Source organism: Halorhabdus sp. CUG00001, assembly GCF_009797925.1.
Classification (GTDB): domain Archaea; phylum Halobacteriota; class Halobacteria; order Halobacteriales; family Haloarculaceae; genus Halorhabdus.
On the sequence record NZ_VOLB01000001.1, the window covers coordinates 1299909 to 1326249 of the forward strand.

At 61.3% G+C, this 26341-nt stretch carries 28 protein-coding genes; 6 read left to right on the top strand and 22 right to left on the bottom strand.

Features of this window, described 5'->3' with window-relative positions; genetic code table 11:
- The first annotated feature begins 54 nt into the window (after positions 1–54).
- Positions 55–1002 carry a ribose 1,5-bisphosphate isomerase gene (locus tag FR699_RS06485; protein ID WP_154551224.1) on the top strand — a complete coding sequence of 316 codons (948 nt, stop codon included), beginning with the start codon at positions 55–57 and terminating at the stop codon, positions 1000–1002.
- A gap of 60 nt (positions 1003–1062) precedes the next feature.
- On the top strand, positions 1063–1704 hold the full coding sequence (gene deoC / locus FR699_RS06490) for a deoxyribose-phosphate aldolase (RefSeq protein ID WP_158854818.1): 642 nt from the start codon (positions 1063–1065) through the stop codon (positions 1702–1704).
- A 261-nt stretch (positions 1705–1965) separates the two neighbouring features.
- Here deoC and FR699_RS06495 read toward each other — a convergent pair whose 3' ends face one another.
- Positions 1966–2955 carry a KaiC domain-containing protein gene (locus FR699_RS06495; protein ID WP_154551222.1) on the bottom strand — a complete coding sequence of 330 codons (990 nt, stop codon included), beginning with the start codon at positions 2953–2955 and terminating at the stop codon, positions 1966–1968.
- A 119-nt stretch (positions 2956–3074) separates the two neighbouring features.
- On the opposite strand from FR699_RS06495, the gene FR699_RS06500 reads away from it, so the two are divergent.
- Positions 3075–3944, top strand: coding sequence for an NAD(+)/NADH kinase (locus tag FR699_RS06500; protein ID WP_158854820.1), 870 nt, complete (start codon positions 3075–3077; stop codon positions 3942–3944).
- 113 nt (positions 3945–4057) lie between these two features.
- Here FR699_RS06500 and FR699_RS06505 read toward each other — a convergent pair whose 3' ends face one another.
- The 7 genes from FR699_RS06505 to FR699_RS06535 form a co-directional block, all read right to left on the bottom strand.
- Positions 4058–4348: a hypothetical protein gene (locus tag FR699_RS06505; RefSeq protein ID WP_154551220.1), complete on the bottom strand. Its 291-nt coding sequence runs from the start codon at positions 4346–4348 to the stop codon at positions 4058–4060.
- 88 nt (positions 4349–4436) lie between these two features.
- Positions 4437–4661: a hypothetical protein gene (locus FR699_RS06510; protein ID WP_154551219.1), complete on the bottom strand. Its 225-nt coding sequence runs from the start codon at positions 4659–4661 to the stop codon at positions 4437–4439.
- 3 nt (positions 4662–4664) lie between these two features.
- Positions 4665–4871, bottom strand: a complete 207-nt coding sequence (locus tag FR699_RS06515) for a hypothetical protein (RefSeq protein ID WP_154551218.1) — start codon at positions 4869–4871, stop codon at positions 4665–4667.
- Positions 4872–4951: 80 nt separating this feature from the next.
- A complete protein-coding gene (locus FR699_RS06520; RefSeq protein WP_158854822.1) occupies positions 4952–6298 on the bottom strand; it encodes an ABC transporter substrate-binding protein in 1347 nt (448 codons plus the stop codon).
- A gap of 173 nt (positions 6299–6471) precedes the next feature.
- Entirely contained in the window at positions 6472–8349 is a 1878-nt protein-coding gene (locus tag FR699_RS06525; RefSeq protein WP_154551216.1) for a HAMP domain-containing protein, read from the bottom strand.
- A gap of 197 nt (positions 8350–8546) precedes the next feature.
- Entirely contained in the window at positions 8547–9476 is a 930-nt protein-coding gene (locus FR699_RS06530; RefSeq protein WP_158854824.1) for a hypothetical protein, read from the bottom strand.
- Between the two features lie 223 nt (positions 9477–9699).
- A complete protein-coding gene (locus FR699_RS06535; protein ID WP_158854826.1) occupies positions 9700–10161 on the bottom strand; it encodes a universal stress protein in 462 nt (153 codons plus the stop codon).
- Between the two features lie 152 nt (positions 10162–10313).
- Between FR699_RS06535 and FR699_RS06540 the strand changes: the two genes are divergently transcribed.
- Positions 10314–10547 (top strand): hypothetical protein, encoded by a 234-nt coding sequence (locus FR699_RS06540; RefSeq protein WP_154551213.1) that lies wholly within the window; start codon positions 10314–10316, stop codon positions 10545–10547.
- A 140-nt stretch (positions 10548–10687) separates the two neighbouring features.
- On the opposite strand, the gene FR699_RS06545 is transcribed toward FR699_RS06540, so the two are convergent.
- The 14 genes from FR699_RS06545 to FR699_RS06610 all read right to left on the bottom strand — a co-directional run bounded on the left by FR699_RS06545 (position 10688) and on the right by FR699_RS06610 (position 25002).
- Positions 10688–11752, bottom strand: a complete 1065-nt coding sequence (locus FR699_RS06545; RefSeq protein ID WP_154551212.1) for an ABC transporter ATP-binding protein — start codon at positions 11750–11752, stop codon at positions 10688–10690.
- On the bottom strand, positions 11752–12885 hold the full coding sequence (locus FR699_RS06550; protein ID WP_229770513.1) for an ABC transporter ATP-binding protein: 1134 nt from the start codon (positions 12883–12885) through the stop codon (positions 11752–11754). Before FR699_RS06550 ends, FR699_RS06545 begins: the two co-directional genes overlap by 1 nt.
- 2 nt (positions 12886–12887) lie before the next feature.
- The gene (locus FR699_RS06555) at positions 12888–13916 is read right to left on the bottom strand and encodes an ABC transporter permease (RefSeq protein ID WP_154551211.1); all 1029 of its coding nucleotides are present in this window, start codon (positions 13914–13916) and stop codon (positions 12888–12890) included.
- Entirely contained in the window at positions 13903–14916 is a 1014-nt protein-coding gene (locus FR699_RS06560; protein ID WP_154551210.1) for an ABC transporter permease, read from the bottom strand. The genes FR699_RS06555 and FR699_RS06560 overlap by 14 nt, the downstream gene beginning before the upstream one ends.
- A 74-nt stretch (positions 14917–14990) precedes the next feature.
- On the bottom strand, positions 14991–15875 hold the full coding sequence (locus FR699_RS06565; RefSeq protein WP_370515567.1) for an ABC transporter substrate-binding protein: 885 nt from the start codon (positions 15873–15875) through the stop codon (positions 14991–14993).
- Entirely contained in the window at positions 15779–16864 is a 1086-nt protein-coding gene (locus FR699_RS06570) for a hypothetical protein (protein ID WP_158854830.1), read from the bottom strand. The genes FR699_RS06565 and FR699_RS06570 overlap by 97 nt, the downstream gene beginning before the upstream one ends.
- Positions 16865–17022: 158 nt before the next feature.
- Positions 17023–17709, bottom strand: a complete 687-nt coding sequence (rpiA, locus tag FR699_RS06575; RefSeq protein ID WP_158854832.1) for a ribose-5-phosphate isomerase RpiA — start codon at positions 17707–17709, stop codon at positions 17023–17025.
- Positions 17710–17805: 96 nt separating this feature from the next.
- Complete coding sequence (locus tag FR699_RS06580; RefSeq protein ID WP_154551207.1) at positions 17806–18393, bottom strand: NfeD family protein; 588 nt, start codon at positions 18391–18393, stop codon at positions 17806–17808.
- A 41-nt stretch (positions 18394–18434) separates the two neighbouring features.
- A complete protein-coding gene (locus tag FR699_RS13140; RefSeq protein ID WP_199268294.1) occupies positions 18435–18728 on the bottom strand; it encodes a hypothetical protein in 294 nt (97 codons plus the stop codon).
- 43 nt (positions 18729–18771) lie between these two features.
- Positions 18772–20841 carry a methionine--tRNA ligase gene (gene metG / locus FR699_RS06590; protein WP_158854834.1) on the bottom strand — a complete coding sequence of 690 codons (2070 nt, stop codon included), beginning with the start codon at positions 20839–20841 and terminating at the stop codon, positions 18772–18774.
- A 262-nt stretch (positions 20842–21103) separates the two neighbouring features.
- The gene (locus tag FR699_RS06595) at positions 21104–21652 is read right to left on the bottom strand and encodes a YqaA family protein (RefSeq protein ID WP_229770586.1); all 549 of its coding nucleotides are present in this window, start codon (positions 21650–21652) and stop codon (positions 21104–21106) included.
- Between the two features lie 131 nt (positions 21653–21783).
- Positions 21784–22833 carry a tyrosine decarboxylase MfnA gene (mfnA, locus tag FR699_RS06600; RefSeq protein ID WP_158854836.1) on the bottom strand — a complete coding sequence of 350 codons (1050 nt, stop codon included), beginning with the start codon at positions 22831–22833 and terminating at the stop codon, positions 21784–21786.
- A 72-nt stretch (positions 22834–22905) separates the two neighbouring features.
- Positions 22906–23808, bottom strand: coding sequence for a PhzF family phenazine biosynthesis protein (locus FR699_RS06605; RefSeq protein ID WP_158854838.1), 903 nt, complete (start codon positions 23806–23808; stop codon positions 22906–22908).
- 81 nt (positions 23809–23889) lie between these two features.
- The gene (locus FR699_RS06610) at positions 23890–25002 is read right to left on the bottom strand and encodes a S9 family peptidase (protein WP_158854840.1); all 1113 of its coding nucleotides are present in this window, start codon (positions 25000–25002) and stop codon (positions 23890–23892) included.
- A 116-nt stretch (positions 25003–25118) separates the two neighbouring features.
- On the opposite strand from FR699_RS06610, the gene FR699_RS06615 reads away from it, so the two are divergent.
- Both FR699_RS06615 and FR699_RS06620 read left to right on the top strand, forming a co-directional pair.
- Entirely contained in the window at positions 25119–25811 is a 693-nt protein-coding gene (locus tag FR699_RS06615) for a phosphoribosyltransferase (protein WP_154551202.1), read from the top strand.
- 38 nt (positions 25812–25849) lie between these two features.
- The gene (locus FR699_RS06620) at positions 25850–26317 is read left to right on the top strand and encodes a hypothetical protein (RefSeq protein ID WP_158854842.1); all 468 of its coding nucleotides are present in this window, start codon (positions 25850–25852) and stop codon (positions 26315–26317) included.
- The last annotated feature ends 24 nt before the right edge of the window (positions 26318–26341 follow it).

Sequence of the window (26341 nt, forward strand, 5' to 3'; positions counted from 1 at the left end):
ACCCACAGGACGAAGACGGCGGATTCTTAGTGGTAGCGAGAGTGGTGTCACGTAATGACCCACCAGCGAGTCCGCTCGGTGTCGACGCAGATCGAAAACCGGGACATCCGTGGGGCCGCAACGATCGCTCGCGAAACGACGCAGGCACTACAGGCCCAAGCGGCGGATGCAGAGGCCGACAGCCCCGAGGCCTTCCGGGCGACGATGCGGGAAACTGCCAGAATTCTTCACGGGGCACGCCCTGAGGACGATAGTCTCTCGAACGCACTACGCTACGTCTTTCAGCGTATCGAGGGTGAGACCGTCGAAGAGTTGCGGGAATCGACGACGGCCGCAGCTCGAACCTTTCAAGAAAACATCGAGAACGCACGCGAGAAGCTCGGACAGATTGGTTCGCGGCGGCTTCGGGACGGCGACACGATCATGGTCCACTCCCATTCCGCGGACGCACTCGCGGCCATAGAGCGTGCACTGGCAGACGACAAGGAGATCGAGGCAATCGTCAAGGAGACTCGCCCCCGGAAACAGGGCCACATCGCCGCCCAGCAACTCCAAGAATGGGGGATCACGGTCACACTGATCGTCGACAGTGCGGCTCGGCGATACCTCGACGACGCCGATCACGTCATCGTGGGCGCAGATAGCATTGCCGCGGATGGCTCAGTCATCAATCAGATCGGAACGAGCGACCTGGCTGTCGTCGCCCGCGAACGTGGAGTGCCGGTCACCGTCGCCGCCCAGACGCTCCGCCTCCATCCGGACTCGCTGACTGGCCACAGCGTGGACATCCAGATGCGCGAAGACCGAGAAGTTCTCGACGAACCGACTCGCGAACAGATCGGTAAGATAGACGTCGAAAACCCTGCGTTCGACGTCACCCCGCCGCGGTACGTCGACGCGATCGTCACGGAACGCGGGCAGTATCCACCCGAGAGCATCGTGACGCTAATGAGAGAGCTCTACGGCGGCTCGACCAGAGACCCATGGCTCGAAAGCCACTAGGGGCACAGAGGGATGACTGAACAGGTCTTTTATATGCAAAGCCCTACTTAATAAGGACGTATGGATGACGTACCCTCCCGGATCGAGCACACCGTACTCGGCCCGGAAACGACACCCAACGACGTGCGGACACTGCTGGACGAGGCGAGTGAATACGGCTTGCGCGCGTGTATTCCACCGTGCTATCTGGAGATGGCCAGTGAGTACACTCCCGAGGTGGAACTTGCGACCGTGATCGGCTTCCCACACGGGAACAACACACCCGAAGTCAAGGCCCAAGAAGCAGTCGATGCGGTCGAAGCCGGTGCCGACGAGCTCGATATGGTGGTGAACGTCGGCCGACTCAAGGCAGGCGACGACGATGCAGTCCAGGAAGATATCGAGGCCGTCGTGGCAGCGACCACCCAGCCGGTGAAGGTGATCATCGAGACACCGCTGTTGACCGACGAGGAGAAACACCGCGCCAGTCAGCTCGTGGCTGAGGCCGGCGCAGACTTCCTCAAGACGGCGACCGGCTTCGGTGGCGGTGGGGCGACCGTCCCGGACGTCGAACTCATGAGCGAGTATCTCCCAGTCAAGGCCAGCGGCGGCGTCGGCTCCTGGGCGGACGCCGAGGCGATGTTCGAGGCCGGGGCCGCCCGCATCGGTGCCTCCAGTGGCGACAAGATCGCCCAGGAATACGTAGACCAGCGAGAAGAGTAGTACTCTACAGCGGGTCCGTTCCCTATCCGTTGCATCGCCCAGCGAAGCGAGACGGTTGCTACGCACGAGCATCGCGAGTGCGCAGCTACGTTTCCCACATTTTTGTGACGAGCGGGTTGGGGGTCGATGGCCCGCAACCGGATCACATAGCGGAGGAGACGGCGTTCGCCGTCTCCGGTCGGGACGGTTTCACTACCCGACCGCTACGCGGTTCGATCGCGACGGATGGATCGATCGGATCCGAGGCGGAAACAGTGACGCCTAGAAAATACTTGCCTGCTGGTAGACGTCGATACCATCGAGGGTGATGGCGTAGGGTTTGGTCTGTCGGGAGTGGTTGGCGTTGCGGATCTTCTGGATCTCGACAGCTAGACGCGTTTCCTGGGTATCTCCACGGACGTACTGAAGAACGAACACGGCATCAGTCAAGTACTCGATAATACCGTGCCGGGAGGCATAGGGATTGTCCTCGTTGGCCTCGCTTGTCAGCATCGTTGTCACGCCAGCCTCTTTCAACGAACGGGTAAAGTCGAACACTTCCGTCCGGCGCTTTGCCTGGTTGTCGTACATCATCTCAAGCAGCGAGACGGAATCGAGTACCAGCCGGTCGGCATCGAATTCCTGGACGAGTTCGGGAAACTCCGCGCGGATGTTCTTGAGGCTATTTGCCATCTCGACCGGATCGAGATCGACGATGGCGAGGTTCTCGTCTCGTTCGTATTGCCTGAAATCCCAGCCGCGTTCGTCGGCCGTGTCGAGGATACTCTCACGACTCTGCTCGAGAGTGATAAACACCGCATTCTCGCCGTTTACGAGTCCATGTTGAAGGAATTGCAGTCCAAAAGTGGTCTTGCCAGTCCCCGGCGAGCCGATAACGACCATCAGATGGCGCTGGGGAACACCGCCCTGGATCATCTCGTCGAGTCCTTCGATACCGAGATCGATCCGTGGGATCTCGGACTCGAAGCCTTCCTCGTCGAAGGTGTCCTCACCGCCGTCCGCACCACTGTCTTCGCCCGGCCCGCCCGCCGACTGCAGGGCACTCGCGAAGTCTTCGTCGAACAACGAGTCATCAGCTTCCGTCGCTACAGCTTCTTCACTGTCAGCCTCGTCTCCAAGCCACGCTTCCCCAGTCGAGTCAGCGTCAGGACGCTCTGCGTTCGCTGGGCTCTCCATCGGAGCGTCGGCTTCGTCGTCCCGATCGCTCTCGGAGAGGGCCTGTTCGAACCAGTCCTCGTCGTCTTCGCTCATCGAGCACGCCTCCGGCCCGCGACCATGAACTATCGTTAGGCCCAGGGTTCAATAACTCTATCCGTGCCACGCGAGGGATATGAGGCGATTTTATCTGTCGGGGCCGGCAAGTCGATGGCATGAAGCTCGGACTCGTTGGCCAAAAAGACAATCCGCGGGCCCGCTCGCTTGTCGAAGCTGTTCGCATGGAACTAGGTGACATCGATATCGTCGTCGACGACGTGACTGCCGAGGCACTCGCCACCGACCGCGAGGAAACCTATGGCGGCGTCGCCACGCCGGAACTGGACACCCCCAAGTGTGTTCCCGTCGCTGAGATGGCTAGCTGTGATCTCGTCGTCTCGATCGGCGGCGATGGGACCTTTCTGCACGCCGCCCGCGGGGCAGCCGGAACGCCGATCATGGGGGTCAATCTGGGAGAGGTTGGCTTTCTCAACGCCGTATCACCGAACGATGCCATCGAGACGATCCAAGACGTCGTCGCCGACCTCCGAGACGATGGCGAGACAGCGACCCGGAAGCTCCCCCGGTTGGAAGCCAGTGGTGACGACTGGACGTTACCGCCCGCACTCAACGAAGTCGTCGTCCAAGGCCCCCAGCGTGGCCACGGCAACGGCGTCGGCGTCACGATCCGGGCAGACGATGCCCTGTATACCAGCGGTCACGCCGACGGTGTCCTCATCGCTACGCCAACCGGCAGCACGGCCTACAATCTCAGCGAAGGCGGCCCGCTCGTCCATCCCAACGTTCCCGTCTGGGTTGTCACCGAGATGGCTGCCGAACGCCCGATGCCGCCTCTCGTCGTCGAAGACGACACGACGATCACGATCCGGATCGAGGACGCAACGAGTGCCTCTGTGGTCAGCGACGGGCGAACGACCCAGGAAATCGAACCACCGACACAGATTACACTACAGCGGGCCGCACAACCAGTCCACGTTGCCGGGCCTGCCCTCGAATTCTTCACTGCACTGGGCAAACTCGAATAACCGGCACTGCAGTTGGCAGGGCGTAGAAACTACCGTCCCCGGGGCTATCGAGCCCAACGAGAATACGCACTCACGAGCAGTCCACGAACGCGATCTAGACGTGGCCGGAGTGGTTATCGCCGTGCCGTCACGTACAACATTGGGGCAGCAAGCAACAAGACGAGACCGAAGAACTTGTATTGGATAACGGAGCCGAGCAGACTGCCATCGCCCGGTTCGAGTGCACCCCCCGGCGTGAGGACGAGCAGCAGACCGAACCCAAGCGCCTGCATCGAGAACACTTTCCGGGATCGCACCACGAGCGCGCCCAACACAGAGAGCCCGAGCAACAACAGCAACACGTCCCCCACGTTGTACTGCAGCAGGACGCTGTCGATTAGCTGCAACGGTAGGAGCCCGTTCATTCCTGTCCGTGATTGGCTCTGATACGGCCTTTAAACTTCCGCTACCCACCGGAATCGCCGCCACGCGGCGAGATGCCGGCCCCGAAGATCAGTTCCCGTCCAGATCCAGCGGACGCAACCAGCCATACCACAGGAGCACGATCGTGCCGAGATAGCCACCACCCCAGACGACCATGCCTGCCGTCGAGTAGCCTGCACTCGTGAGTGCGTAATCCGCGAGGCCGAACCCGACGATCCCGGCGAGTGCCACCGCGACGAAGGCGAGGCGTCCGTATCGCTTCGATCCAGCGGGCTGGAAAACACCTTGGTCCACAGGTCACCACTCCACACAAGAGGGACAGACCAGACCGTCCTCGGCGGCCCATCGACGCTGGGTGACCGTGCCACAGGCCTCACACTCGACGCCGCGTGGCGAATATGCATACGTGAGCGTCGCTGGTTGGATCGCTGGCGCTACCGTCGTATCAGTCGGTGGATCGTCGGCCACGGAGTGAAAGTCGTTCAGCGTCGCGTCTTCGCCCATACAGGATATGACGGCTGTACGCTCTTAGCCGTGACGGCGAAACGGCAGCGAAGGGAAACTGGAACCGGCAAGCGGGCGACCTAGAGCGAGCAATCAGTTGCTGGACCAGTGTCACACTCGTACGCAGTCTCGGTGCTGATCGTATCCAACGCGAAATAATGGCCAAACCGCTGTCGACCAGGGATACGTCCCTCGACGATGGGTGCCGGCCGCGTCGACTGGTGGTCACACGCTCGGAGGGTCTGCTCGACTGACATACCGACGTTGTAGGAGTGGTCGGTGAGCGCACTGCTAACGGCGTCGGCATCGAAGGTCCCGGCGCGTTCGACCGCCGCGGCGTACTGCATGACCTGTGAATAAGCCAGATGTGTCGGTCCCGCCGGGACGGCATCGTACTGGCCTTCGCCGGTGTATTCGTTCCCGTAGGCGTTAACCAACGTGCGAGACAGCGACGTCGGATCGAAGCGAGCCATGACGGGATCCCACGGTATCGTTCCCAAGACGCCAGTGATCTTCGAGCCAGCCGTTTCGGCGATGCGTCGAGTCAACCGCGGGACGACGATCGTCATGTCGTCGCCTAGCTTGTCTTTTGCTTGTGGGATAGCGGTCGCAGCGTCGAACCCCGGGAGATTGAGGAACAACACGTCGGGACTTTCCTGGTCGACCGTCTCCAGCATTGGCCCGAACTCTTGGGTTCCAACCATCACTTCCGCAGTCCCAGCCGAGTTCCAGCCCAGCTCTGCAAGCTCGGTCTGGATATGGGATTGCATCTCTCTGCCCCAGTCGTTGTTAGCGTGGATCTGGTGGAACCAGATGTCGTCGCTCCCGAGACGATCTGCTAACTCTGCCCGGAGCACTTTGGCCGTCGAATAGGAATTGAACATCTCGCGAAACGAGTACTGCGAGCACTCCCCGCTCGTGATCGCATCGATCTGGGCGCCCGTGACCATATGGATGCGTTCTCTGTTGGCTGCCACATCGGCCTGAGCGAGGGCTGGCTGGCCCGCAGTGCCCCCACAAAGCATGACCGCGTGGTCGGCATCGAACGCGTCCTGGGCCGCACTACGGGCTGTCTCAGGATCGCTTGCGGTGTTGCGGACGGCAACGTCGACAGTCTTCCCGAGTAAGCCATCCCCCGAAAGCTCATCGAAGAAGTCCTCTTCAACCCACCCTCCACCCTCGTTGATGTGTTTGACGGCCAGTTCCGCACCCCGACGCTCTTCTTCACCCTGGACGGCATACTCACCCGACGTCGCCACAGTAATCCCGATCGTCACGGTCTCGCCAGCCGCCGGTCCCGGCTGTGTCGTCGTCTCCGAACGCGAGCCAAGACACCCCGCCGTGGCGATCGCCCCGATACCCGTCGCCGCCTGAAGGAACGTGCGCCGCGACGGCTCGGCAGAATTCGAGTCGTTTCCTCGCCCCATGCCCAGGTATCCTATGGCAGCTTACATCAATGTTTGGAGTTATCTTACCGTCTAGGCTCGCCCGCACTCCAGTCAGGCTGGTCGCCGGTCTGATAGGAGAGAGACCAGCGGAGAAGAAACCTCGGACACCCAGAACGGCACAGCGGCAGTTCTCAAAGACAGAAGGCGATCGATTACGGTTCCTCCTCAGTGGACGGCGACCCAGGCCCAGTAGGGAAGTAAAACTCGTGTTCAGCTTCCGTTTCGAAACTCCCGAGGACGTCACCCAGTGGCCGAGCGTAGCGCGTGAGGTCCTCGGCCTGCTGTGAGACTTCACTGAGTTCTGCAGCCTGCTCTTCGGCCGCACCAGCAACGGTCTCGGCTTCGGCCATCGTCTGCTCAGTTAGCTCGGCGATGTCGTTGACGGTCTCGGCGACGTCCCGAAGTGCGGCAAGCTGGGCGGTAACGTCGATATCGTTGTCGTCAGCGACTGTTTCGAGTTGCTGAATCGTCTCGTCCATCGTTTCGGATAGCGTGTCGAGGCGATCCATCTCCTCGTGAGCATCGTCAGAGATTTTCTGGACCGAATCGGCGACCTGTTCGGAGGCGTCACGGACGCTTTCGGCGGATTGTTGGACCACGTCACCCGCGTCGTTGACCTCCTCGGCGAAGCGTTTGAGCTGGCCGGTCGTCTTCTCTAACTCGTCGATCATCCCGTTGAAATCCTCGGCGATGCGATCCATCGCCTCGTTCTCGCCGTCGGGTTCCATCCGTTGGGTGAGATCCCCCTTCGAGCACCGTTGCATGATAGCCGAGTATTCCTCAGCTTTGTCCTGAAGGTAGTTGCTCAGTTCCATCGCCTCAGCCCGGGACACTTCCGCTTCCTTCTGGGCCTGTTCGGCCTCCTGTATCTGCCGTGTGAGCGCATCACGCATGTTCTCGAAGCTATCGTAGAGGCGACCGATATCGTCGATCCGATTGGAGTGGATCGTGACATCGAGGTTCCCGGACTCCATCGCTTCAGCACGGTCCCGGAGCCGATTGATCGACCGAGACGTACTCACTCCGAGGGTCGCCCCGACGAGGGCGATGAGCAACACACCAGCCACGGTGGCGATCGTCCCCCAATTGGAGACAGTCTGGACGAGGCCGAAGACGCTACTTTTGGGGGCGTGAGATAAGACGTACCAGTCAACCCCTTCGACAGGCGCGTACCCGACGATGTACGGTTCGTCGATGACCGCAGTCGAGGCAGCCATGTCTGAGATCGCGCCGGCGCGTTGGGCGCCATCCAGACGGAGCTGCTTTGCGTTTTCGAGCGGGGCCAGCGTACGCTCGTTGGTCGCATACGGTGCTAACAGCCCCGAGGACCGCTCGGACATCTGTACGGCCCCGGAACCGTTGACAACTTCGGTGAATCCGCCCTCCGCACGCTCGGCGCCACGGAGTGTCGCCGCGATATCAGCGACGGACACTTCCACCAAGAGCAGTCGTTGCTGTGAGACGGTGACCGGACTCACGATACCGACGACGTGCTCACCGTCGACCTGATAGACGCCCGAGACCCTCGTCTCACTGGTTCGTCGAAACGAGAGATCGCTCACCCACCCTCTGTCGGCTTGCGTCACAGCTTGATCTGCCTCTGTCCCGGCACCGGCGGCGACGTAGCGTTCGCCCGTCGTGGCCCGGCGGTCGATAATCAAGATATCAGAGACAGCATCCAGATCAGACCGCTCGATCCGAAGATCCCGACGCAGATCTTCGGTCCTGTTGGCTCCCCACTCCGGGTTCGTCGAGAAGAGCTGGGTCGTCAACTTGTGACGATCCAGCTCGTTTGCGATCAAGTCGGCCTCCTGTGCGGCGAGATTTTCGTATTCGTTTGCGACGTTGTCCTGTACCTGATTCGTCAGCCCCTGCGTCGCAGCGATGCCGATAACGCCGACCGAGGCAGCCATCACGAGCAGGACGACAGCGAACTTCAATGCGAATCGCCGCCGAAGCACATTGGGAGTCACCGCCCGCAGGGCACGGACGAAGACGTTGCTAGTCGGTGCCTCCTCGTCGTCGCTCATCGCACACCACCCACAGGAGTCAGTAACGTCGAAGCCGAACGATCGCGGTCGCTGTACGATCGTAAGTTGCCACACCCAACATCAAGCACAATCGGTGCCCGATCGGATCGTCCCCGCTCGGGTCCCGCACTTCGCTCGCCCATACTGGTGAAGTGTCCCGGGATCCCACATAAGTGTTTACTGACAGTCTGCCCGCTCTAAGTGCTGGCCGGGGCGGAATCGGCCCGCTCTTGGAGCCACTCGGCAGTCTCCTCAGCCAGCACCTGCAGGTCTTCGTCGGTCGCGTCTGTGGCCAGGTCCGCGATCGAGTCGGCTGCATCGATCGCTCCGAGATTGCCCAGAGCACGAACCGCCCGGGCCTGAACGAAGACAGACTCGGTCGCTAATTGCTCCTCGATGACCGTCGGTGCGGCTTCGGGAACTGCATAACCCTGCTTTGCCAGTTCGCTGATAACGTCGATCGCCGCACCAGCGACGAGGGGATTGGATGCAGTCGTCGCCTCGAGGGCCACGTCCACGTGTTCTGACACGGCATCCGGCTGCTGGCGGGCGATTTCAACCAGGCTGTTAACTGCAACTTCCTTCGTGACGCTGTATTTCTGTTGTTCCTCCCTGTTGTGGGTTCGGAGGGTCTCCCGCTCAGACATGTCGAACACGTCGCCGGCTGCCTCGAAAATATCTGCATCGTGGGCCTCAGCAACCACGGTCGCAATCGCGTCGGTGTGAGCCGCCAGTGCCCCAGGGTGCTCGCTGGCAATTGCCGAATACGATTGGGCAGCGAGAACGCGGATCGTCCCGACCTGTGCGGTGAGAGCATCGATAAACGTCTCGATATCGTCGGTGAATTCGTCCGTGTACTCGGGGACGACGGCAGCTAACGCGGCGAGGGCCTGTTGACGGACGGCGATATAGTCGTCCGCTGCAAGGTCGAGCAACTGCGAGTTGTTCCGGAGGGCAACTTCCGGCTCTGCATCGACGAGTTCGGCCGCTGTTTCGGCCCCTCTCGCCCTGACGTCGTTGTTCTCGTGGGCCAAATACGGCTCAACATCCGCCCAGTCGACGTGGCTGGGATCTTCTCGGGCCGTCTCGAGGAGATCCTCAACGACATCCATGTCTTCGTGTCGCATGTGACTGCCTACCCAGGCAGTCTGGAAATACGTGACGGTTCGATCACTGTCTGCTACTGCATGCGACCAGGGAGAGAAGACTGCTGTGGCATATGTCGAGTACTACGCAGAAATCGATCTGCCATCGACGCCACAAGCCAGCCCCGGCGACACACCAACACTCGTCCGCCATCGCGACGAGAGGCGAAGGTTTCGAACAGACCGAATGCCCGTCGTGATGGGGCTATTCCATCGAGAGCGTGATATCGCCCTCGAAGTTGAGAATGATCTTCTGGGTGAGGTCACCGAACAGCGCCTTGCCGGTCGGCGATCGGCGCTGGCCGACGAGGAAGACGTGATCGCAGTCGTGTTCACGGGCAGCCGTAAGCACAACGTCTGCCCGATCGCTCTCGTCTTCGACCTGGACGGCAATCTCGTAGGGGACATCCATGTCACCGATCGCGTCTTCGACGATATCACGCGTGTTCTTGCGCAACCCCTCGAAGATCGCGTCGTCGTCGTAGCTCGTATGCTCGATCTCGCCGATGAGATCCATCGTCTCTGCGACGGAATCGTACTCCGAAGGCGAAACGACCGCCAGGACGGTAAGTGGGGCGTCCGAGCAGTCGCTAAAGGTGGCGGCTTGCTGTAAGAGTTCCTTCTCCGCGTCACTTTCGGACAACAAAACGGCTAATCCTCGTTCCATGAGACCTCTTCTAACGAAGGTCATGTGAATCTAGTGGTTTCTCCGACGATGACAACACCAGAAGTCGTCTTCGAGGTGAGCTTGCAGGGACAAACACGTCGATTCGAAGTGAGATTCCTGATGTTTATGAGACGGTACTGCCAAGCGTCACTATGGCCGAGGACAAGTGGTCGTACGTCTGTAGCCAGACGCAGTATCTCTACACACTCATCATCGCGTTGTTCATGGCGCTGTTGCTCACGTTGTTTGCGCTTTTCTTTGGCGAACCGGGCACGATGTCGTACACGATAGCGATCTTCGACCTCGTGCTTGTCGTGGTTGCTTTCGGGATCACCACGCTTGTCTACCGGAAGTGTCTACAGCGTGAAGACGTGACTGTCGGCTGATACAGCCACTGAAAGACGATCGAGCCTGATACCGTCGGTTCTCGAACGTGGCGCAAGATCCAACGAGCAACAGGACTGCAGTTCGTCGGGCAACAGCACCGACGACGGTACTGAGTTCGACAGAGGGCCAGGCCGGGTACTCAGTCCTGTAAGGGCTGGCTCTGCCAGTACTCGTGATCGTCGTACTCGCGGAAGCACGACGCCCAGTGTTCGATGTCCCCGTGTTCGATCGACTGGGGCTGGGGAGTCTCGTGTTTACACGCGTCACGTGCTTCCGGACACCGCGTGTGGAATCGACAGCCAGACGGCGGGTCGACCGGATCCGGAATATCGATCTTTCGCATCGGCATGTCCGTCGATTGCTCGTCGAGATTGAGATTCGGCGTCGCCCAGCGCAGCACCTCCGTGTACGGATGGCGCGGGTTTTGGGTCACCTGTTCGGGTGGGCCGACCTCGACGAGTTCGCCCAGATACATCCCACCGATGCGGCCGTCGCCGTGTTCGGTGAAGTACCGCGCGTTCGAGAGGTCGTGACTGATGAACAGGAACGACGTGCTGAACTGTTCTTGCAGGTCCAACATGAGATCCATCATCTCGACGCGCAAGGAGACGTCGAGGGCCGAAATGGCCTCATCAGCCAGGATCATGTCCGGATTCATCAACAGCGCCCGGCTCAGCGCAACGCGCTGTTTCTCGCCACCGGAGAGCTGGTGGGGATAGCGCTCGGCGTAGTCCGTTGCCGGCGTCATCCCGACGTGCTCTAGCAGGGAGTAAATGCGCTCCAACATTTCGTTGGTGCTCATCTCCGGGTGGGTCTGCTCGAGCGGGACTTGCAGGATCGATTTTACCCGTCGGTTGGGGTTCAGCGACGACCCGGGGTCCTGGTGAATGATCTGTAGGGAATTGCGGATCTCCGAGAAGGGGATATCGGCGTTGCCACGTCGTGCTTCCCAGATATCCGTACCGCGGAACTTCACACTGCCACCAGTCGGCTCCTGCAGGCCGATTGCGGTCTTGCCCAGCGTCGTTTTCCCGCAGCCGGATTCGCCGACCAGCGCCACGACGTCTTCCTCGTAGATGTCGAGGTTAACGCCGTCGACCGCTCGGACGATTTCCGGTTCGTCAAAGAGATCCAGGAAGCCGCCCTGGTTTTCGAAGTGGACCTCGACGTTCTCTAAGGAGAGTAACGGTTCCTCGGAGCTCATCAGTGCTCACCTCCACGTTCGTCGTCGGTGTCACGCACCTGCTTGCCGCTGTCGTCGCGTGCCTGCAGGTGGTTGAGTGACAGTCGCTCTTTGGCTTCCCGCCAATTGAAACACGCGACGCCGTGATCGGACTCTGGCAAGAAGTAGTTAGGTTCGGATTCGATACACTTCTCTTCGGCGAACGGACACCGCGGATGATAGGAACACCCTTCGGGGACGTTCACCGGATCCGGGCTCGAACCTTCGATGGACTGCATCTCGTCGAGAGGTGCATCTAGGTTCGGTGTCGAATTGAGAAGAGCGCGCGTGTACGGATGGGCGGGCTGTTCGAGCAACGCCCGGGTCGGACCGATTTCGACGAGTTGGAAGGCGTACATGATTGCCATCCGGTCGGCAAGGGAGGCCACCAGCGGCAGGTCGTGGGTGATAAACAGCATCGTCAGGTCGTAAGACTCCTGCAGCTCCTCCATCAGCATGAGGATCGACCGCTGCATCAGCAAGTCGAGGGCCGCCGTCGGCTCGTCCATCACCAGTACGTCCGGCTCCAGAACGACCGACAGCGCCAGCAACGCCCGCTGGCGCATACCACCGGACAACTCGTGCGGATAGGATTTGAGGACGCGCTCGGGCTGGAGGTACAGGTCAGAGAGGAGATCCCGCGCCCGTTGCATCCCCTCTTCGACGTCGTAATCGTGGGTTTCCAGGGTTTCCTTGAAGTGCGCTTTGACCGTCAACACCGGATTGAACGAACTCATCGCCCCCTGGAAGACCATCGAGATATCCGCCCAGCGAACCTGCCGTAGCTCCTCTTTCGAAAGGGACAGCAGATCGATCTGGTCGCGATCCTCGGGATTGTAGCGGATCTGGCCGGCCAACTTTCCAGGGTCCGGCACAGAGTCCAGCATCGCCGAGGCTAGCATCGACTTGCCCGAGCCCGATTCCCCCACGACACCGATGATCTCCTCACGTTCGAGTTCGAGGTGGACGTCGTCCAAGACGCGCGATTCCCCACGATCCATATCGTAGGTGACCCGCGCGTCGTGGATCTGCATGATCGGATCCTCGGCATCGAGACTCGTCACAGTCATGTCCATCTCGTCGTCAGTCGCCGTATCGTCGTAATCAGTACTCATCGTTACATAGCACCTCCGAAGGTGTCGACATCGTCTTCCTCAGCGTCACCTTCGACGGATTCTGACTCGCCGGCCAGCCGGGTCCGGACACGCGGGTTGAACACGCGGTCCATCCCCTGAGCGATGAGAATCAGCCCGAGCGACAGGAGCATGATCATCACGATCGGCGCCATGAGCCAGACGTACGAACCGCCGAGGATTGCGCCCTGAGTGTAGGCGTTGTTGAGGACAACACCCCAGTTCGCGTTCGTGTAGGGAAGGAACCCAAGGTAGTACAACCCGACCGAGAAGAAGATCACGGCTCGGCACGCGTTGACGAAGTTAACGGTAATGTACGGCATCAGGTTCGGGATGATATCCTTGAACATGATGCGGGGCGTGCTGACGCCCATTACTCGAGAGGCCTCCACGTAACTGTTCTCACGGATCGAGAGAGTCTGTGCTCGAATCGCTCGCGAGAGGCCGGCCCAGTAGTTGATCGTGATAATGATCCCGATGACAGCGGGATTCGTCGGCCGCAGCGTCGAGGTCAACACCAGCACGAGCGGGAGCCCCGGGATCGACATCCCGACGTCAGCGGCGAACATCAACGCGCTATCGACTCGCCCGCCTTTGAATCCAGCGAAGGTGCCGACGAGCACGGCGATGACGATCGCGAAGACTGCCCCAGAGACGATCATGATGAGCATCTCCGGGGTCGCGTGGATCATCAACGAGAGGATATCCTGGCCGATCGTGTTCGAGCCGAGGATTGCGGACCCTTCCTGGAAGGCCTGTAGCATCGGCATCTCCTGATTTGCCTCTGGCGGGCGGTAGAGATTGAACTGTGCGATCAGAGCGATAGCGAGATACAAGCCGACGATCGCGTAGCCGATCCGCGTTCGCCAGTCCGACCAGGCGACGAGGGCCGGCTTGTAGAGATACTCCTGATAATACTCACGTAGCTTCTCACGACGCGTCATCCCGACTTCTTGGGAGGCGTCGTAGGTCCATTCGAGTCCGTCTTCGGAATCAGTGTCAGAATGCTTCACTTTGATCACCCGTTTCGATGCGCGGATCGATCTTCCCGTAGGTCAGGTCGGCGACATAGATACCGACGACCAGTGCGACCGTGATCATGATGAACACGCCCATGATCACCGGATAGTCGCGGACTTCGAGCGCTTCGATAAACTTGAGCCCGATACCGGGATAGTTGAAGATCTCTTCGAGGATCACGGTGCCACCGAGCAGCCACCCGAGCGAGAGCAGAAAGCCCGTATACAGCGGCAAGATCGCGTTCCGTCCGACATACCAGAGCGCGATCCGGGAGTCGGACAAGCCACGCAGCCGGGCGACCCGAACGAAGTCCTCGCCGAGGATCTGGATACTGTTCCCACGGAACGACAGTGCGCGAACACCGTACTGGGTTATCACCATCGAGGCGATCGGCAACGCTCCGTGATAGATCACATCGAGGATGTACGTCACTGAGAGTCCTGGCTCGATGGCGTCCCCGTACCGGTTTCCGACCGGGAACAAGCTCATCTCGTACCCGAGGATCCAGACGAGCACGATGGCGAGCACGTAGAACGGGATCGACGTGAACACGATCGCGATAGCTGAATTCACCGTGTCGAACAGACTCCCCTCCCAGTAGGCCATCAGCGCACCGATTACGACAGCCATGATGTGGAAGAGAATGATAGACGAAATGACGATAAACAGCGTCCACGGGAGTGCCTCTGCCAGGATCTCTGTGACTGGGGTCTGGCGCTGGATAAAGACGGATTTGCCGAGGCTCCCCTCCAAGAAGATATTGCTCATGTAGCTTATGTACTGATCCAACAGCGGGGCGTCGGGATTGACACTGAGATACAGTTCGATACGCTGGGCGATGACTTCCGAGGGAACGTCTTCTTGCATCAACTGCGCTCGTAACGCCGTTGCGGGCCCCCCTGGGAGGAAACGCACCAGTGCGAATGCGATGGTAACGACGGCATAGAGCGTCACTACCATCTGTCCAGTCCGTTTTATGTAGTAATTTACCATGTGCAGCTAGTCAGTTTGTGGTATTTTAACGATTATAGTTAGTTCAGAACGCGGGCAGTGCGTTCTGTGTGATGCTAGTCTCCTTTGTAGGAGATGTCGCCCTGCTTTGGCAACCAACACGACGGCCACTTGACCCCGGCTTTCGTCGAGTCTTCGTCAGGCGCGGCCCACGTGTCACTCTGCTCGTACCACGACTGTTCGAGCTTCGTCGAGAGTGGCATGAACGGCTGATCGACGTTCAACACGCGGTGGAGGTCGCGCACCGTCTGCGTGAGTTCCTCTTCGTCAGTGATCCGTGGGAGACTGTCGACCAGTTCGACTGGGTTCGCAGACAGTTCGCCACCGTTACCGTCGGGCACGGTGATCTCTTGCCCGTCACCACCGTTCCAGCCAGGGTAGTTGTGGATGTTTCCAGCACCCCAGACGTAACCGACCTGACGTCGGGCCGAATAGTAGGGGAACGCACCGCGGGGTCCGCCGGACATCCAGGAGTAGGTGTGGATCTGGAACTTGCTGTTGGGCAAAATGTCGCCCCAGGCAGACCCACCGGGCACGGTGTTCAACGAGGCATCGAAGCCGAAGTCGTTGAGCTGGCTGACAATCGTCTGGGAGGCCGTCACCCAGTCAGACCAGCCAGCGAAGACGCTGACTTCGAGGGATGCAGCCTTGCCGTTTGAGTCTTTCCAGGTGCCGCTGTCTTTCGTATAGCCAGCTTCTTCGAGTAGCTCCGCACCGCGTTCCGGATCCTCAAAGCGGAGGTAGCTGTCCATGGTGTCACCGAGCCATTCTTCTTCAGGTCGGCCCGGACAGAGGGCACCCGGAGTTGCCGCCATCTCTTTGGTCCGCGGGCCAGCGTTTTGCTTTACGACACTGCGGTCGATCGCATGCTGGATTGCCTGGCGGACCTCCCGGTGTTCGACGTGCGGGCGCTCGTGGTTCGGCATGAGCCCGTACCCCAGTACGCCGGCGGACGTGCCTCTTCGAACTCGTCCGGCACGTTTGCCGCGATCCGTGGCGGGCAGTACAGACTCATTACACTGTTGACTTTGCCCGAAACCAGCTGGGACTGCTTGTGTTGGTTACCCGGCGAAGCGCCCCAGTAGTAGTTTGAAAAGTTGATGTTGTCGGCGTCGGGGTGTTCCTCGTTGCGCGACAGCCGAACGCCGTTGGCGTCACCGCTTTCGAACGTCCACGGCGCGGCCGTCATCGGCGGGCTCGAAGGCGAGAAGTTCGACACTTCCTCGCGGGTGGAGTCACTGACTCCGTCAACCCCGTTCTCTTGCATCTCGTTCCAAAGGGTCGCAAACGGGGTCCCATCCTTTGCGCGAATGTTCGTCTGGATGGCACCGATCTCGTGCTCCAGCGCTGTCGGGTTTGCAGCCTCGGGAAGCTCCAGAACCAGCGTCTTCTCGTCGGGCGTCTTGATGTTGTCCAGAGTTTCGATGTAGTCCCAGAGCCCACCACCGACGATGTAACTGGCAGCGATCTCCTGTTTGAGGTGCGTGGACGTATAATCCGTCCCGTCGGCCCACGCATAATCGCCCCGAATAGTGAGTTCTGCCCGCTGGGGTTCGATGGTGTACTCTTCGAGCGCGTAGGGTTGATACTCCCGCTCGTTGAAGTTGTACGCGATGAGGCGGTCGGTCAGGGTCCACGCGATCCAACCCGCATACGAGGAGCTGTTGAGATGGTTGTACTGTAGATCAGCGGTCGCCGCCGACTGGTTGAGGTTGTCGTATTCAGCGTCGTAAACCTGTGTCGAGGAATCGGACGTACCGTCGTCCGTCTCGCCACCGTCCGCCGGCGTGTCTTCTTGGCCGCCCCCTTCAGTGGTCGTATCGCCGCCACCACAACCCGCGAGGGCTGCCGCCCCGGTCGCTCCAGCGATCTGAGCGAACCGGCGGCGGCTGATCGTACTATAGTCGTCTAACTGCTGGTTGTCCACCATAGTCCACGTGGAACTCGTCCGCCGGACGGTATTAAGTATTTTGGCTGCGAACCAGCAGAGGGCGCCAAACAACCGGAAGAGCCTGTGTGTAGGCTCCTACTTCAGTTTTGAAAAGAAAAACAATCAATCATGAACAACAGATGCAGCGCCCAGATGGACTAGGGCTCGATCCGTTCGACACCCGTTTCGGTTCCCAGGTAGACGACGTCAGCGAGATCGAGGAAGAGTCCGTGTTCGACGACGCCAGGCAGCTCCGAGAGGGCTGAAGCAAGCGTCGCTGGATCGGTGAGCTCGCCAAAGTCACAGTCAAAGACGAGGTTTCCGTTATCGGTGACGACGGGACCGCTCTTGTGTTTAGCCCGGCGCAGTGTCGGTTCGCCATCGAGTGCACGAATTGCGTCGGCAGCGGTCCGGCGGGCATCAGGGAGGATCTCGACCGGGACCGCGGCGTCGAGGACGTCCGCTCGTTTCGTCGGGTCGACGACGATGACCAACTCTTGGGCTGCACTGTCCACGATTTTCTCACGAGCGTGGGCCGCGCCACCGCCTTTTATCAGATCGCCGCCCGCGAACTGATCGGCCCCATCGATCGCCACGTCGAGGCGGCCTGCTGTCTCTTCGAGGGTCGTCAATTCGATCCCAACGTCGGTTGCGACTTCCCGAGCCTGGAAGGAAGTCGGGACACCGACGATATCCAGGCCGTCTTCAACTTTATCCCCGAGCAGGCGAATCGCGTGTTCGGCCGTACTCCCGCTGCCAAGACCAACCATATCGCCGTCCGTGACGGCCTCGACAGCACGTTCACTGGCGCGTCGCTTCGCTGCCTTGCGTGTGGATTCGTCCATGTCTGGACGGATTTCGCGACGACTGAAATAGCTGCTGTTCCTGGCTATCGTTTCGATCCCCCGCTCGGGGGGAGAGTCCGCCGACGGGAACAGTTCTCAGACGGTCTCCGATTCGGTTTCCCGGTCTGCCGGGGAGGGAGTGGTATCGTCGTCCGGTGTCGTTGCCTGGCGGTCGGCTTCGAGTTCGTCGTCGATGTCGTCCGTCGCCAGGGCTGCCATCGATTCGACGGTGATGACGTTGCCGCCACCGGGGTCGACGACGATCACTTCTTGATCGACTGGGATCTCCTCGTCGAACGCACGGGCCCGGTAATACGGGTTGAAGCCACCACCGTCGAGTTTCACTTCCCCATCCGTGCTAGTGACACGTTCGGTCACACGGCCGGTCAGCCCCTTCAACGAGTCCGAGTCACTCGTCCGACCAGCACCTTTCCCGCCGTAAAAGTCGAACTGCCGGTAGACATACAGCGAGACGCTCCCCACGGCGATCACCACGCCGGCCATGAGCACCACCGACAGGACGCCCAGCGAGGAGGGAAGGGCAAGCCCAACCAGTCCCGCAGCCAGCAGCGCGATCCCGAGGACGATAAAGTGCGCTCCGGGCGCGAAGGCCTCGCCGATGATCAGCGACGCTCCGGCCAGCAACAGTAACAACGAGAGGTCCATGCCAAAGACCAGCGCCATACACGCGTTTCGGTCCGGGATGGGTTAACAGTTCGGGGCGATCACAGGACCAGTTGCCAGGCGAGAACGAGACCGAGCAGCAGGCCGATCGCGACGAAGGCGACGTTCTCCGGGTTCGGCGAGCCAGCTTCGACCTCTTCGTGCAGGCTCGACCACCCGCCCTCCTCGTCCCCAGCCACCGTTCCATCTTCGTCGACCTCGTCTACAGAGAACCGCCAGCCGCTATCGTCAGCAGCCGCTTGGGGGTCGTCGTCAGACGGCTCCTCGACCGCGCGGTCGCCAGCCGGTGGCTCTTCGAAGTCGTTGGTATCGTACTGCCACTCGTCGTCGGTCATACCTGCGTTAATCGAGCGGTCGGCTAAAGTGCTGTGGCACAACTCAGCGGATCTTCGACCCGAGCGGTGCATCTGCCTGGGTCGTCAACAGATCAGCTTCCTCGCCGGCAGCAAGCACCATGCCGTTGGACTCGTAGCCAAACAGTTCTGCTTTCTCCATGTTCGCCAGTAGGACGACCCGCGTCTCCGGAAGCGTTTCGACGTCGTGCAGTTGCTTGATCCCGGCGACAACTTGGCGCGTCTCTAGCCCGATATCGACGTCGAGCCGAACGAGATCGTCGCTGTCTTCGATCGGCTCGGCCTCGACGATCTGCCCGACGCGGATGTCCAACGCCTGGAAGTCGTCGAAGTCGATCCGTTCCTCGGCGAGTGGTTCGAGGTCCATAACGGTCCCGTCGTCTCCAGCCGTATCGTCGCTTTCGGTTTCCGCGTCTGCGGTGGTCGCTTGGACTCGCTGTTCGAGTTTCTCGTTGAGGTCCGCGACACGTTCGGCTGGGATTTTCTCGAAGAGTTCGGTCGGTTCACCGAAGGCGACGGGCGGCGCTTCCAGCGCGGCGTCGAGTGTAACCTCGGCGACCGACCCGTCTTCATCGAGCTGGTCCCAGAGCCGCCGTGCCGTCTCGGGCGTGGTCGGTTGCATGAGGACGGCGACAGCCTTGGCGATCTGAACACAGTCTCGAATGACCGGCGCGGCCGCCTCGTCGTCGAGATTCCAGGGTTCGTGGCGCTGGATGTACTCGTTGCCGAACGTCGCCAGTTCGACCGCGGCCTGCGTGGCTTTCCGGATCGAGTAATCGTTGACGCCGGCCTCGAAGTCGGCGATCGCGTCCGCGATCCGATCCTCGACTTCTGTGGACAGTTCGACGTCGGGTGTCCCCTCGAAGTTGCGGTAGGCAAAGAGGAGCGATCGGTAAGCGAAGTTGCCGACCGTCCCGACCAACTCGCCGTTGACGCGCTCGCGGAACCGATCCCACGAGAAGTCGATGTCGTCCTGAAAGCCACCGACAGTCGTCAGATAGTACCGCAAGAGATCGGGGTGGAACCCTTCATCGAGGTACTCCTCTGCCCAGATCGCCCGGTTTCGACTCGTCGAGAAGGCGTCGCCGTCCAGACTCATGAACCCGCTTGCGACGACGGCCCGTGGTTCGTTGTACTCGGCGACCTGGAGCATGGCGGGCCAGAAGATCGTGTGGTGCTGGATGATGTCCCGCCCGATGACGTGGACGATCTCGCCACTCTCCTTCCAGGTTTCGGCCCAGTCGTAGGTGTCGGGACCGACGCGCTCGGTGTATTGCTTCGTCGAGGCGATGTACTCGATCGGCGCATCGACCCAGACGTACAGGACGAGATCTTCGCTCTCGGCCTCGTCGCCGGGGTAGTCGAAGCCCCAATCGAGGTCCCGGGTGATACACCAGTCCTGCAACCCCTCTTCGATCCACTGGCGGGGCTGGTTCTGGGCGTTCGGCGTCCCCTCGAGACGGTCGAGGAACCCGGAGAGATAGTCGGCGAGTTCGGAGACTTTGAAGAACTTGTGGGTGCGCTCGCGATACTCGGCGGGGTTGCCCGAGATCTTCGAGACGGGGTCCTCGATCTCGCCGGGTTCGAGGTGGCGACCACAGCCCTCGTCACACTCGTCGCCCCGTGCTTGCTCACCGCAGTAGGGACAGGTCCCGACGACGTAGCGGTCGGGGAGTGGCTGGTCGTCTTCGGGGTCCCAGGCGACCTTGATCTGCTGTTCGTCGACGTAGCCCTCGGCTTCGAGGGCTTCGACGATCTCGTGGGTCAGCTCGCGGTTGGTCTCTTGGTGGGTGTGGCCGTAGTTATCGAAGTCGACCGAAAAGCGCGGGAACGTCTCCTCGTACTGTTGGTGGTACTCCAAGGCGAACGCTTCGGGGTCGATGTCGTCTTCGATCGCCTGGACGGCGATCGGCGTCCCGTGCATGTCAGACCCGGAGACGAAAGCCGTCTCCTGGCCGAGTTTCTCTAGGGCACGAGTCAACACGTCGCCGCCGACGTACGTCCGCAAGTGACCGATGTGCAGATCGCCGTTGGCGTAGGGCAACCCGCAGGTCACCACAGCCGGGTTGTCGGTCGGGAACTCGTCGTGGCTCATATCCACCAGTATCGCTATTCCAGCCTAAAACCCGCCGGTTTCCGGACGTCGCCGGCAGCCGAATGAAGGCGCCGCCCAACCAGTGTCGGTGACGCCGCCAGGGCATTTGGATGCTCGCTTGCCGGGGATGATGAAGACGACCCACAACGACGTATCAGCGCCGTGTTTCGGCGTTGTCCGGGTCGGTCGTTTCGGCCCGAGCAGGCACTGCTCACCGAACGTGAGCCCAGTACCGTCGAGGCAGGGCAGTCGTGTTTCCCCGTCAAAACAGCACGAAGACGCTACCGAAGGCCCCGATTGTCACCAGTAGCCGGCCAACGCTGCCCGCGAACGTCGCCAGCGCGAACTTGAAATAGTCCTCTTCGAGGATCGTGAACGCATAGATCGATATCGTATCGGGGAAAAACGGGACCGAAAGCGCCATCGCGAGACCGACGTACCCGAAACGGCGAGCGAGTTGGACGGTCTTCCGTTCGGACCACCCGATGACGTCGAATCGAGAAGCCTTGATTCGTCTGACGAGCGGGCCGTACTCCTTGGCCTCTTGCCCGATATGGAAGGCAAAGACACTGCCCGCTGCCTTCCCGATCCCGCTGACGAGGATGATCACCGCGAGCGTCGGCCCGTATGGGAGGCCGAGTTGCATCTGCCCAGCCGGCGCGAGGACGATCTCACTGGGAAGTGGGAGGACGAACGCGATCAAAAACGAGTAAATCGCGATGATGAGGAGGCCGAGTGGCCCTGTCGCTGATTGTACCGATCCCTCGAGCGCGCCATAGAGCCACGACAGGAAGTCCCCACCGGCTGCCAGAGCGTCCTGAAGCGGGCCAAGCAGGCCGATTGCGACGTCACCGAGGAGTGCAAACGAGAGAGGGACAGTCACGGATGCCCGGTTTAGCGCGTGTAGGGTAAACCTTCCTGTTTCCGTCCCACTGCAGCTACTCAAAACCAGTCCAGATCCGCGACGAACGTCTGCAACATCGAGCGCGTGACGTGGGGCATACAGACGACGCGCATTTCACCCGAGCCCGTTTTGGTAACCCGCCAGCCACGATCCCGGAGTTGTTCGACGAGTTCCAGGGAGACATCCGCAGCGAGGAGGGGTAGTTCCGGGCCGACGACGCTGTAGCCGCGCTCTTGGAAGCGCTCGGCAAGCCAGTGGGCGTTGTCCATCGAGGCCTGATACTGCTCGCGATAGCCCTCCGGCCACAGCGTTTCCATGGCCTCGACGGCACTGGCCACGCCGGCTCCGCTCCGGGTCCCGGTCAGGGTGAACTGTGACTCCGATTCGAGGTAGGGCGTATCGATGGTCAACTCGTCTAAGTAGTCCGTCGATCGCGCCAGAAAGCCCCCAGCCGGGACGGCCGCCTGACCGGCCTTGTGCGGATCGATCGTCATCGTATCGACACCGGCGTGGGCGAAGTTCCACTCGATGTCGGTGAAAGGCAAAAAGAACCCACCGAAGGCCGCATCGACGTGGAGGAGTGCGCCAGCGTCCGCGGCCAGGTCCGCCAGCGCAGGGATGGGATCGACGTGGCCGTACTCGGTCGTGCCCGCGACGGCGACGATCCCGACCGTTTGGTCGTCGAGGGCGTCAGCCACCGCATCCACGTCCGCCCGGTAGTCAGTCGTCGGCACGTCCCGAAGTTCGACATCGAGCATCTCCGCCGCCTTCCGGAAGCTGAAGTGTGCACTCTCTGGCACGACGACGTTCGGTTCGTCGGCGTCGGCGTAATTGCGGGCGATCCGGACAGCCTGGATGTTTGCCTCCGTGCCGCCGCTGGTGATGTATCCAGCCGGATCGTCAAGTGCCGTTATCTCGCCTAAGAGCTCGACTGCACGTTCTTCGAGCCTGGCGACCGTCTGATAGGTTCCCGGGTCGCCAGGGTTGGTCGCGAGGAACTGTTGGGCTGTCTCGCGAGCCGCTGGATGGGGCTCAGTACACATCGACGAGAGCACACGGTCGAAGTCCTGCGGCACGGCCCGCTGCATGCTCGTTGGATACGGGCTAGTCCGGTTTATCCGTTCCGCTCGCTGTGTGCGTCCTGGCACGTCCGGCGATCGTCACGCTTCGATGATCTCACTGTCTGCTGTCTCCGGGAGGGCGATCTGGCCCGAGAGCGTCGTCACCGCACGCCCACCGACACGGACGCCGTTGGCAGTCCGGACGCGAACACGCCCGGACCGATCGAGGAAATCACCCTGTTCACACCGAAACTCCGTTCCCTCCACGCCGCTGAATCGTCGCAGGTACGCCCCGACGGCACCGCTCGCGGTCCCCGTCACCGGATCCTCACTGACTCCCAGCGTCGGGGCGAACAGTCGTCCGTGAACCGTCGATTCACGATCCAGCGTGTCGAAGGTGAACGCGTAGATCCCGGCCGCGTCGTGGGCCTCGGCAAGCGCCTCGATCGCCGCTAGATCGGGCGAGACGTCCCCGAGTTGCTCGAAGTAGTTGACCGGAACGATCAGAAACGGCATGCCGGTCGAAGCGCGGGCGACCGGCAGGTCCTCGCCGACGCCGGCGAAGGCGGTCTCAGTGAGTCCCAGCGCGGCCGCGAGTTCGTCGTAATCGATGTCGACCGCCTCGACCGACGGCTCGGCCCCATCGAGCCAGACTGTCCCGTCAGACTCGACGTCGACCGACACTTTGCCGGCACCCGTCGCGACTGTCTCGGTGCCAGCCTCGACCGCCGCCCGGTCGAACAGACGGGCGTAGGCAGCGATCGTCGCGTGGCCACAGAGGTCGACCTCCTGTTCGGGTGTAAAATAGCGGAGCCGCCGATCGGCGTCCCCGGTCTCCTGAACGAAGACCGTCTCGCTGGCACCCATCTCGGCCGCGATCGCCTGCATCTGGTCGGCCTCGAGTCCGTCGGCGTCGGGGACGACCCCTGCCGGGTTGCCCGAAAACGGTTCGGTCGTGAACGCGTCGACGAGGTGTACCTCGCGTCGATCTTGGGCGGTCATACACGCTCTCGGGCCAGGGGACGAATATGCTTACCGACCATCGAGTGAATGCAAAGCGGTTCCGCGAGGACACAACTGCGATTAGCGAGTGATCCGCCTGCTCCAGGCGGCCAGATCTGCCACGACGGGTTCGGTGACGTGTCCCGACTCGGGGGCAGTACCAGTCGCCAGCGGTCCCGGACCGGTCGTCAAGAGATGGTTCACGCCCTCGTAGGTCTGGATCGTCACGGACGACCGATCGCCCAGCGCGTCCCGCCAGCGGGACAGTTCCGTGTCCGGGGGCACCTGTACGTCGTTCGATCCCTGCTGGATGAGCATGGGCACGTCCAGCTTTCGGGCCGTCGCGACCTGATCGTAAGCGGCCAGACTCCGCCAGTACGGCCGACCGCCACCCCAGACAGTCTCGTTTTCGCCGACGTCGCCAGCCCTCGCACGGTCGGCGATCGACTCGATGCGTTCGAGGCGCTCGCGTTCGCTATCCGAGAGGGGACCATCCCGCTGGAAGGCATACCGTCGCTGAGAGGCAATGAGGGTCGCCAACGAGCGGGCTGGTGGGGCAAGCATCGCGATGCCGGCCAGAGACGGATCTCGACGGGCGATTCTCGGCGCCAGCATGCCGCCGAGACTGTGCCCGGCAACGACTACATCCCCAGCGGCGACGCGATCGTGGTTACGGAGCCGATCGACTGCCGCCAGTGCGTCGTCGGTCACTTCGTCGTCGATCGTCAGTTCCGTGGCGTCGACCACGAGCGGGCAGGCGTACGTTCGCTTCTCGTAGCGGAGGACCGCGATCCCGCGACTCGCAAGCCCGACGGCAAGATCACGGTACAGTTGGACCGCTCCGACGGTGCCGTTCCGGTCGCTCGGGCCGGACCCATGGACGATGACGACACCGGGAGCGGTGTCCTCGCCGTCGGGAATCGTCAGCGTCGCCCCGAGATCGCAGTGCTCGGTCGCCTCGATCGATCTCGTCTCCGCAGTGTAGGCGTCGGCATCGGCGTAGGGAGGGAGATCGTCGTCAGTCGTCGCTGTCGTCCGCGTGCTTGTGGGAGTCGTCGTGACCGATGGATCGGGAACGCGTGGGGACCGTTCGGAGACAATCGAGTCGGCTGTCCTCTCTTCGGTTCCCGTACAGCCAGTAAGGGCGACCGTCGGAAGCGTCCCACAAACCTGGAGGAAGCGGCGGCGTCGCATCGGTACGAACGTTCGGACGCGACAACAAAAAGACCACTGTGTGACACGACGGGCCGTCGATGCGCATGTAAAACCCTAATTGTCGTCGTCACCAGGCTTCGATCGGTGACTACCTGATGGGCGATCTGCCGGAGGAGTTCCCCTGTACGATCACGAACTGGGAGTACATATACGGCCTCTGTCGGACGGTCAGTGACGACGTCAAAGCCGACGACTTCGAGCCGGACGTCGTCGTCGCGCTGGCCCGCGGGGGCTGGTTTGCCGGCCGGACGCTGTGTGACTTTCTGGGCCTGGACGACCTGACGAGCCTCAAGATCGAACACTACGTCGGGACCGCCGCCAAGGGCGACGAGCCAGAGGTCCGCTATCCGATGCCCGAAGGGTCGGTCGAAGGCAAGGACGTGCTGATCGTCGACGATATCGCCGACACCGGCCAATCGATCGCACACGCCTCCGAGTACGTCAACGAGCGCGATCCGAACGCCGTCCGAACCGCCACGCTACAGCTGTTACAGACCAGCGAGGTCGAACCCGACTTCGTCGGCGAGCGGCTCGAAGAGTGGACCTGGGTCGTCTACCCGTGGAACTTTATCGAGGACATGATCGAGCTGACCGAGAGCGTCATGGAGAAAGCTGACGCCCAGCAGTTCAGCGAAGACGACGTTCGCTCGCTGCTGCGCTCCTACCACGAGATCGATCCTATCGAGATGGAGATCGCACAGCCCGATCGCATCGAGGAAGTCCTGACAGAGATGGAGCGCCGCGGCGTGATCGAGTACGCCGGCGAAGATTGTTGGACGGTAGCCTGAGGAACATTTAATAGCCCGTCGTGTCGTCTATCGAAGACATGCCCACCAGTGGAGGCGATCGTCGGGCAGTCGGGTTCGCGACGGCGGTGGCCGGAGCGATCGCGTTCGGACACGTTGCTACCAGTGGCAGTGGGATTACCACCGCAACGAGTAACACGTTGGTCGTGGCGGTCGGCATCGCAGCCGTTCCCGCTGGCGTCGTCGTGGGGCTGTCGAGTCGCGAGTACGACCGTCATCTGATCGAGGGTGGCTTCGCTGCTATCTGTGGGACGGCAGCGGGTATCCTCGCGTGGGCCGTGCTCAAAGCGGCGATGCTCGACGGCCTCTCGCTCGCACAGCGGGCGGACGTCGTCTTCCTCGTCGTGGCGGTGAACAGCCCCATCTTCGTGGCAACGATCCCGTTCCTGTTTCTCGTCGGCGGGTACACGGCCGCGAAAGTGGGCGAGTGGCGCAGTCGGTCGATCGACGGCGACCTGACTGTTGGACTGTTCAGGAACGACGGATGACCACGGGACAGACATCAGCACAGC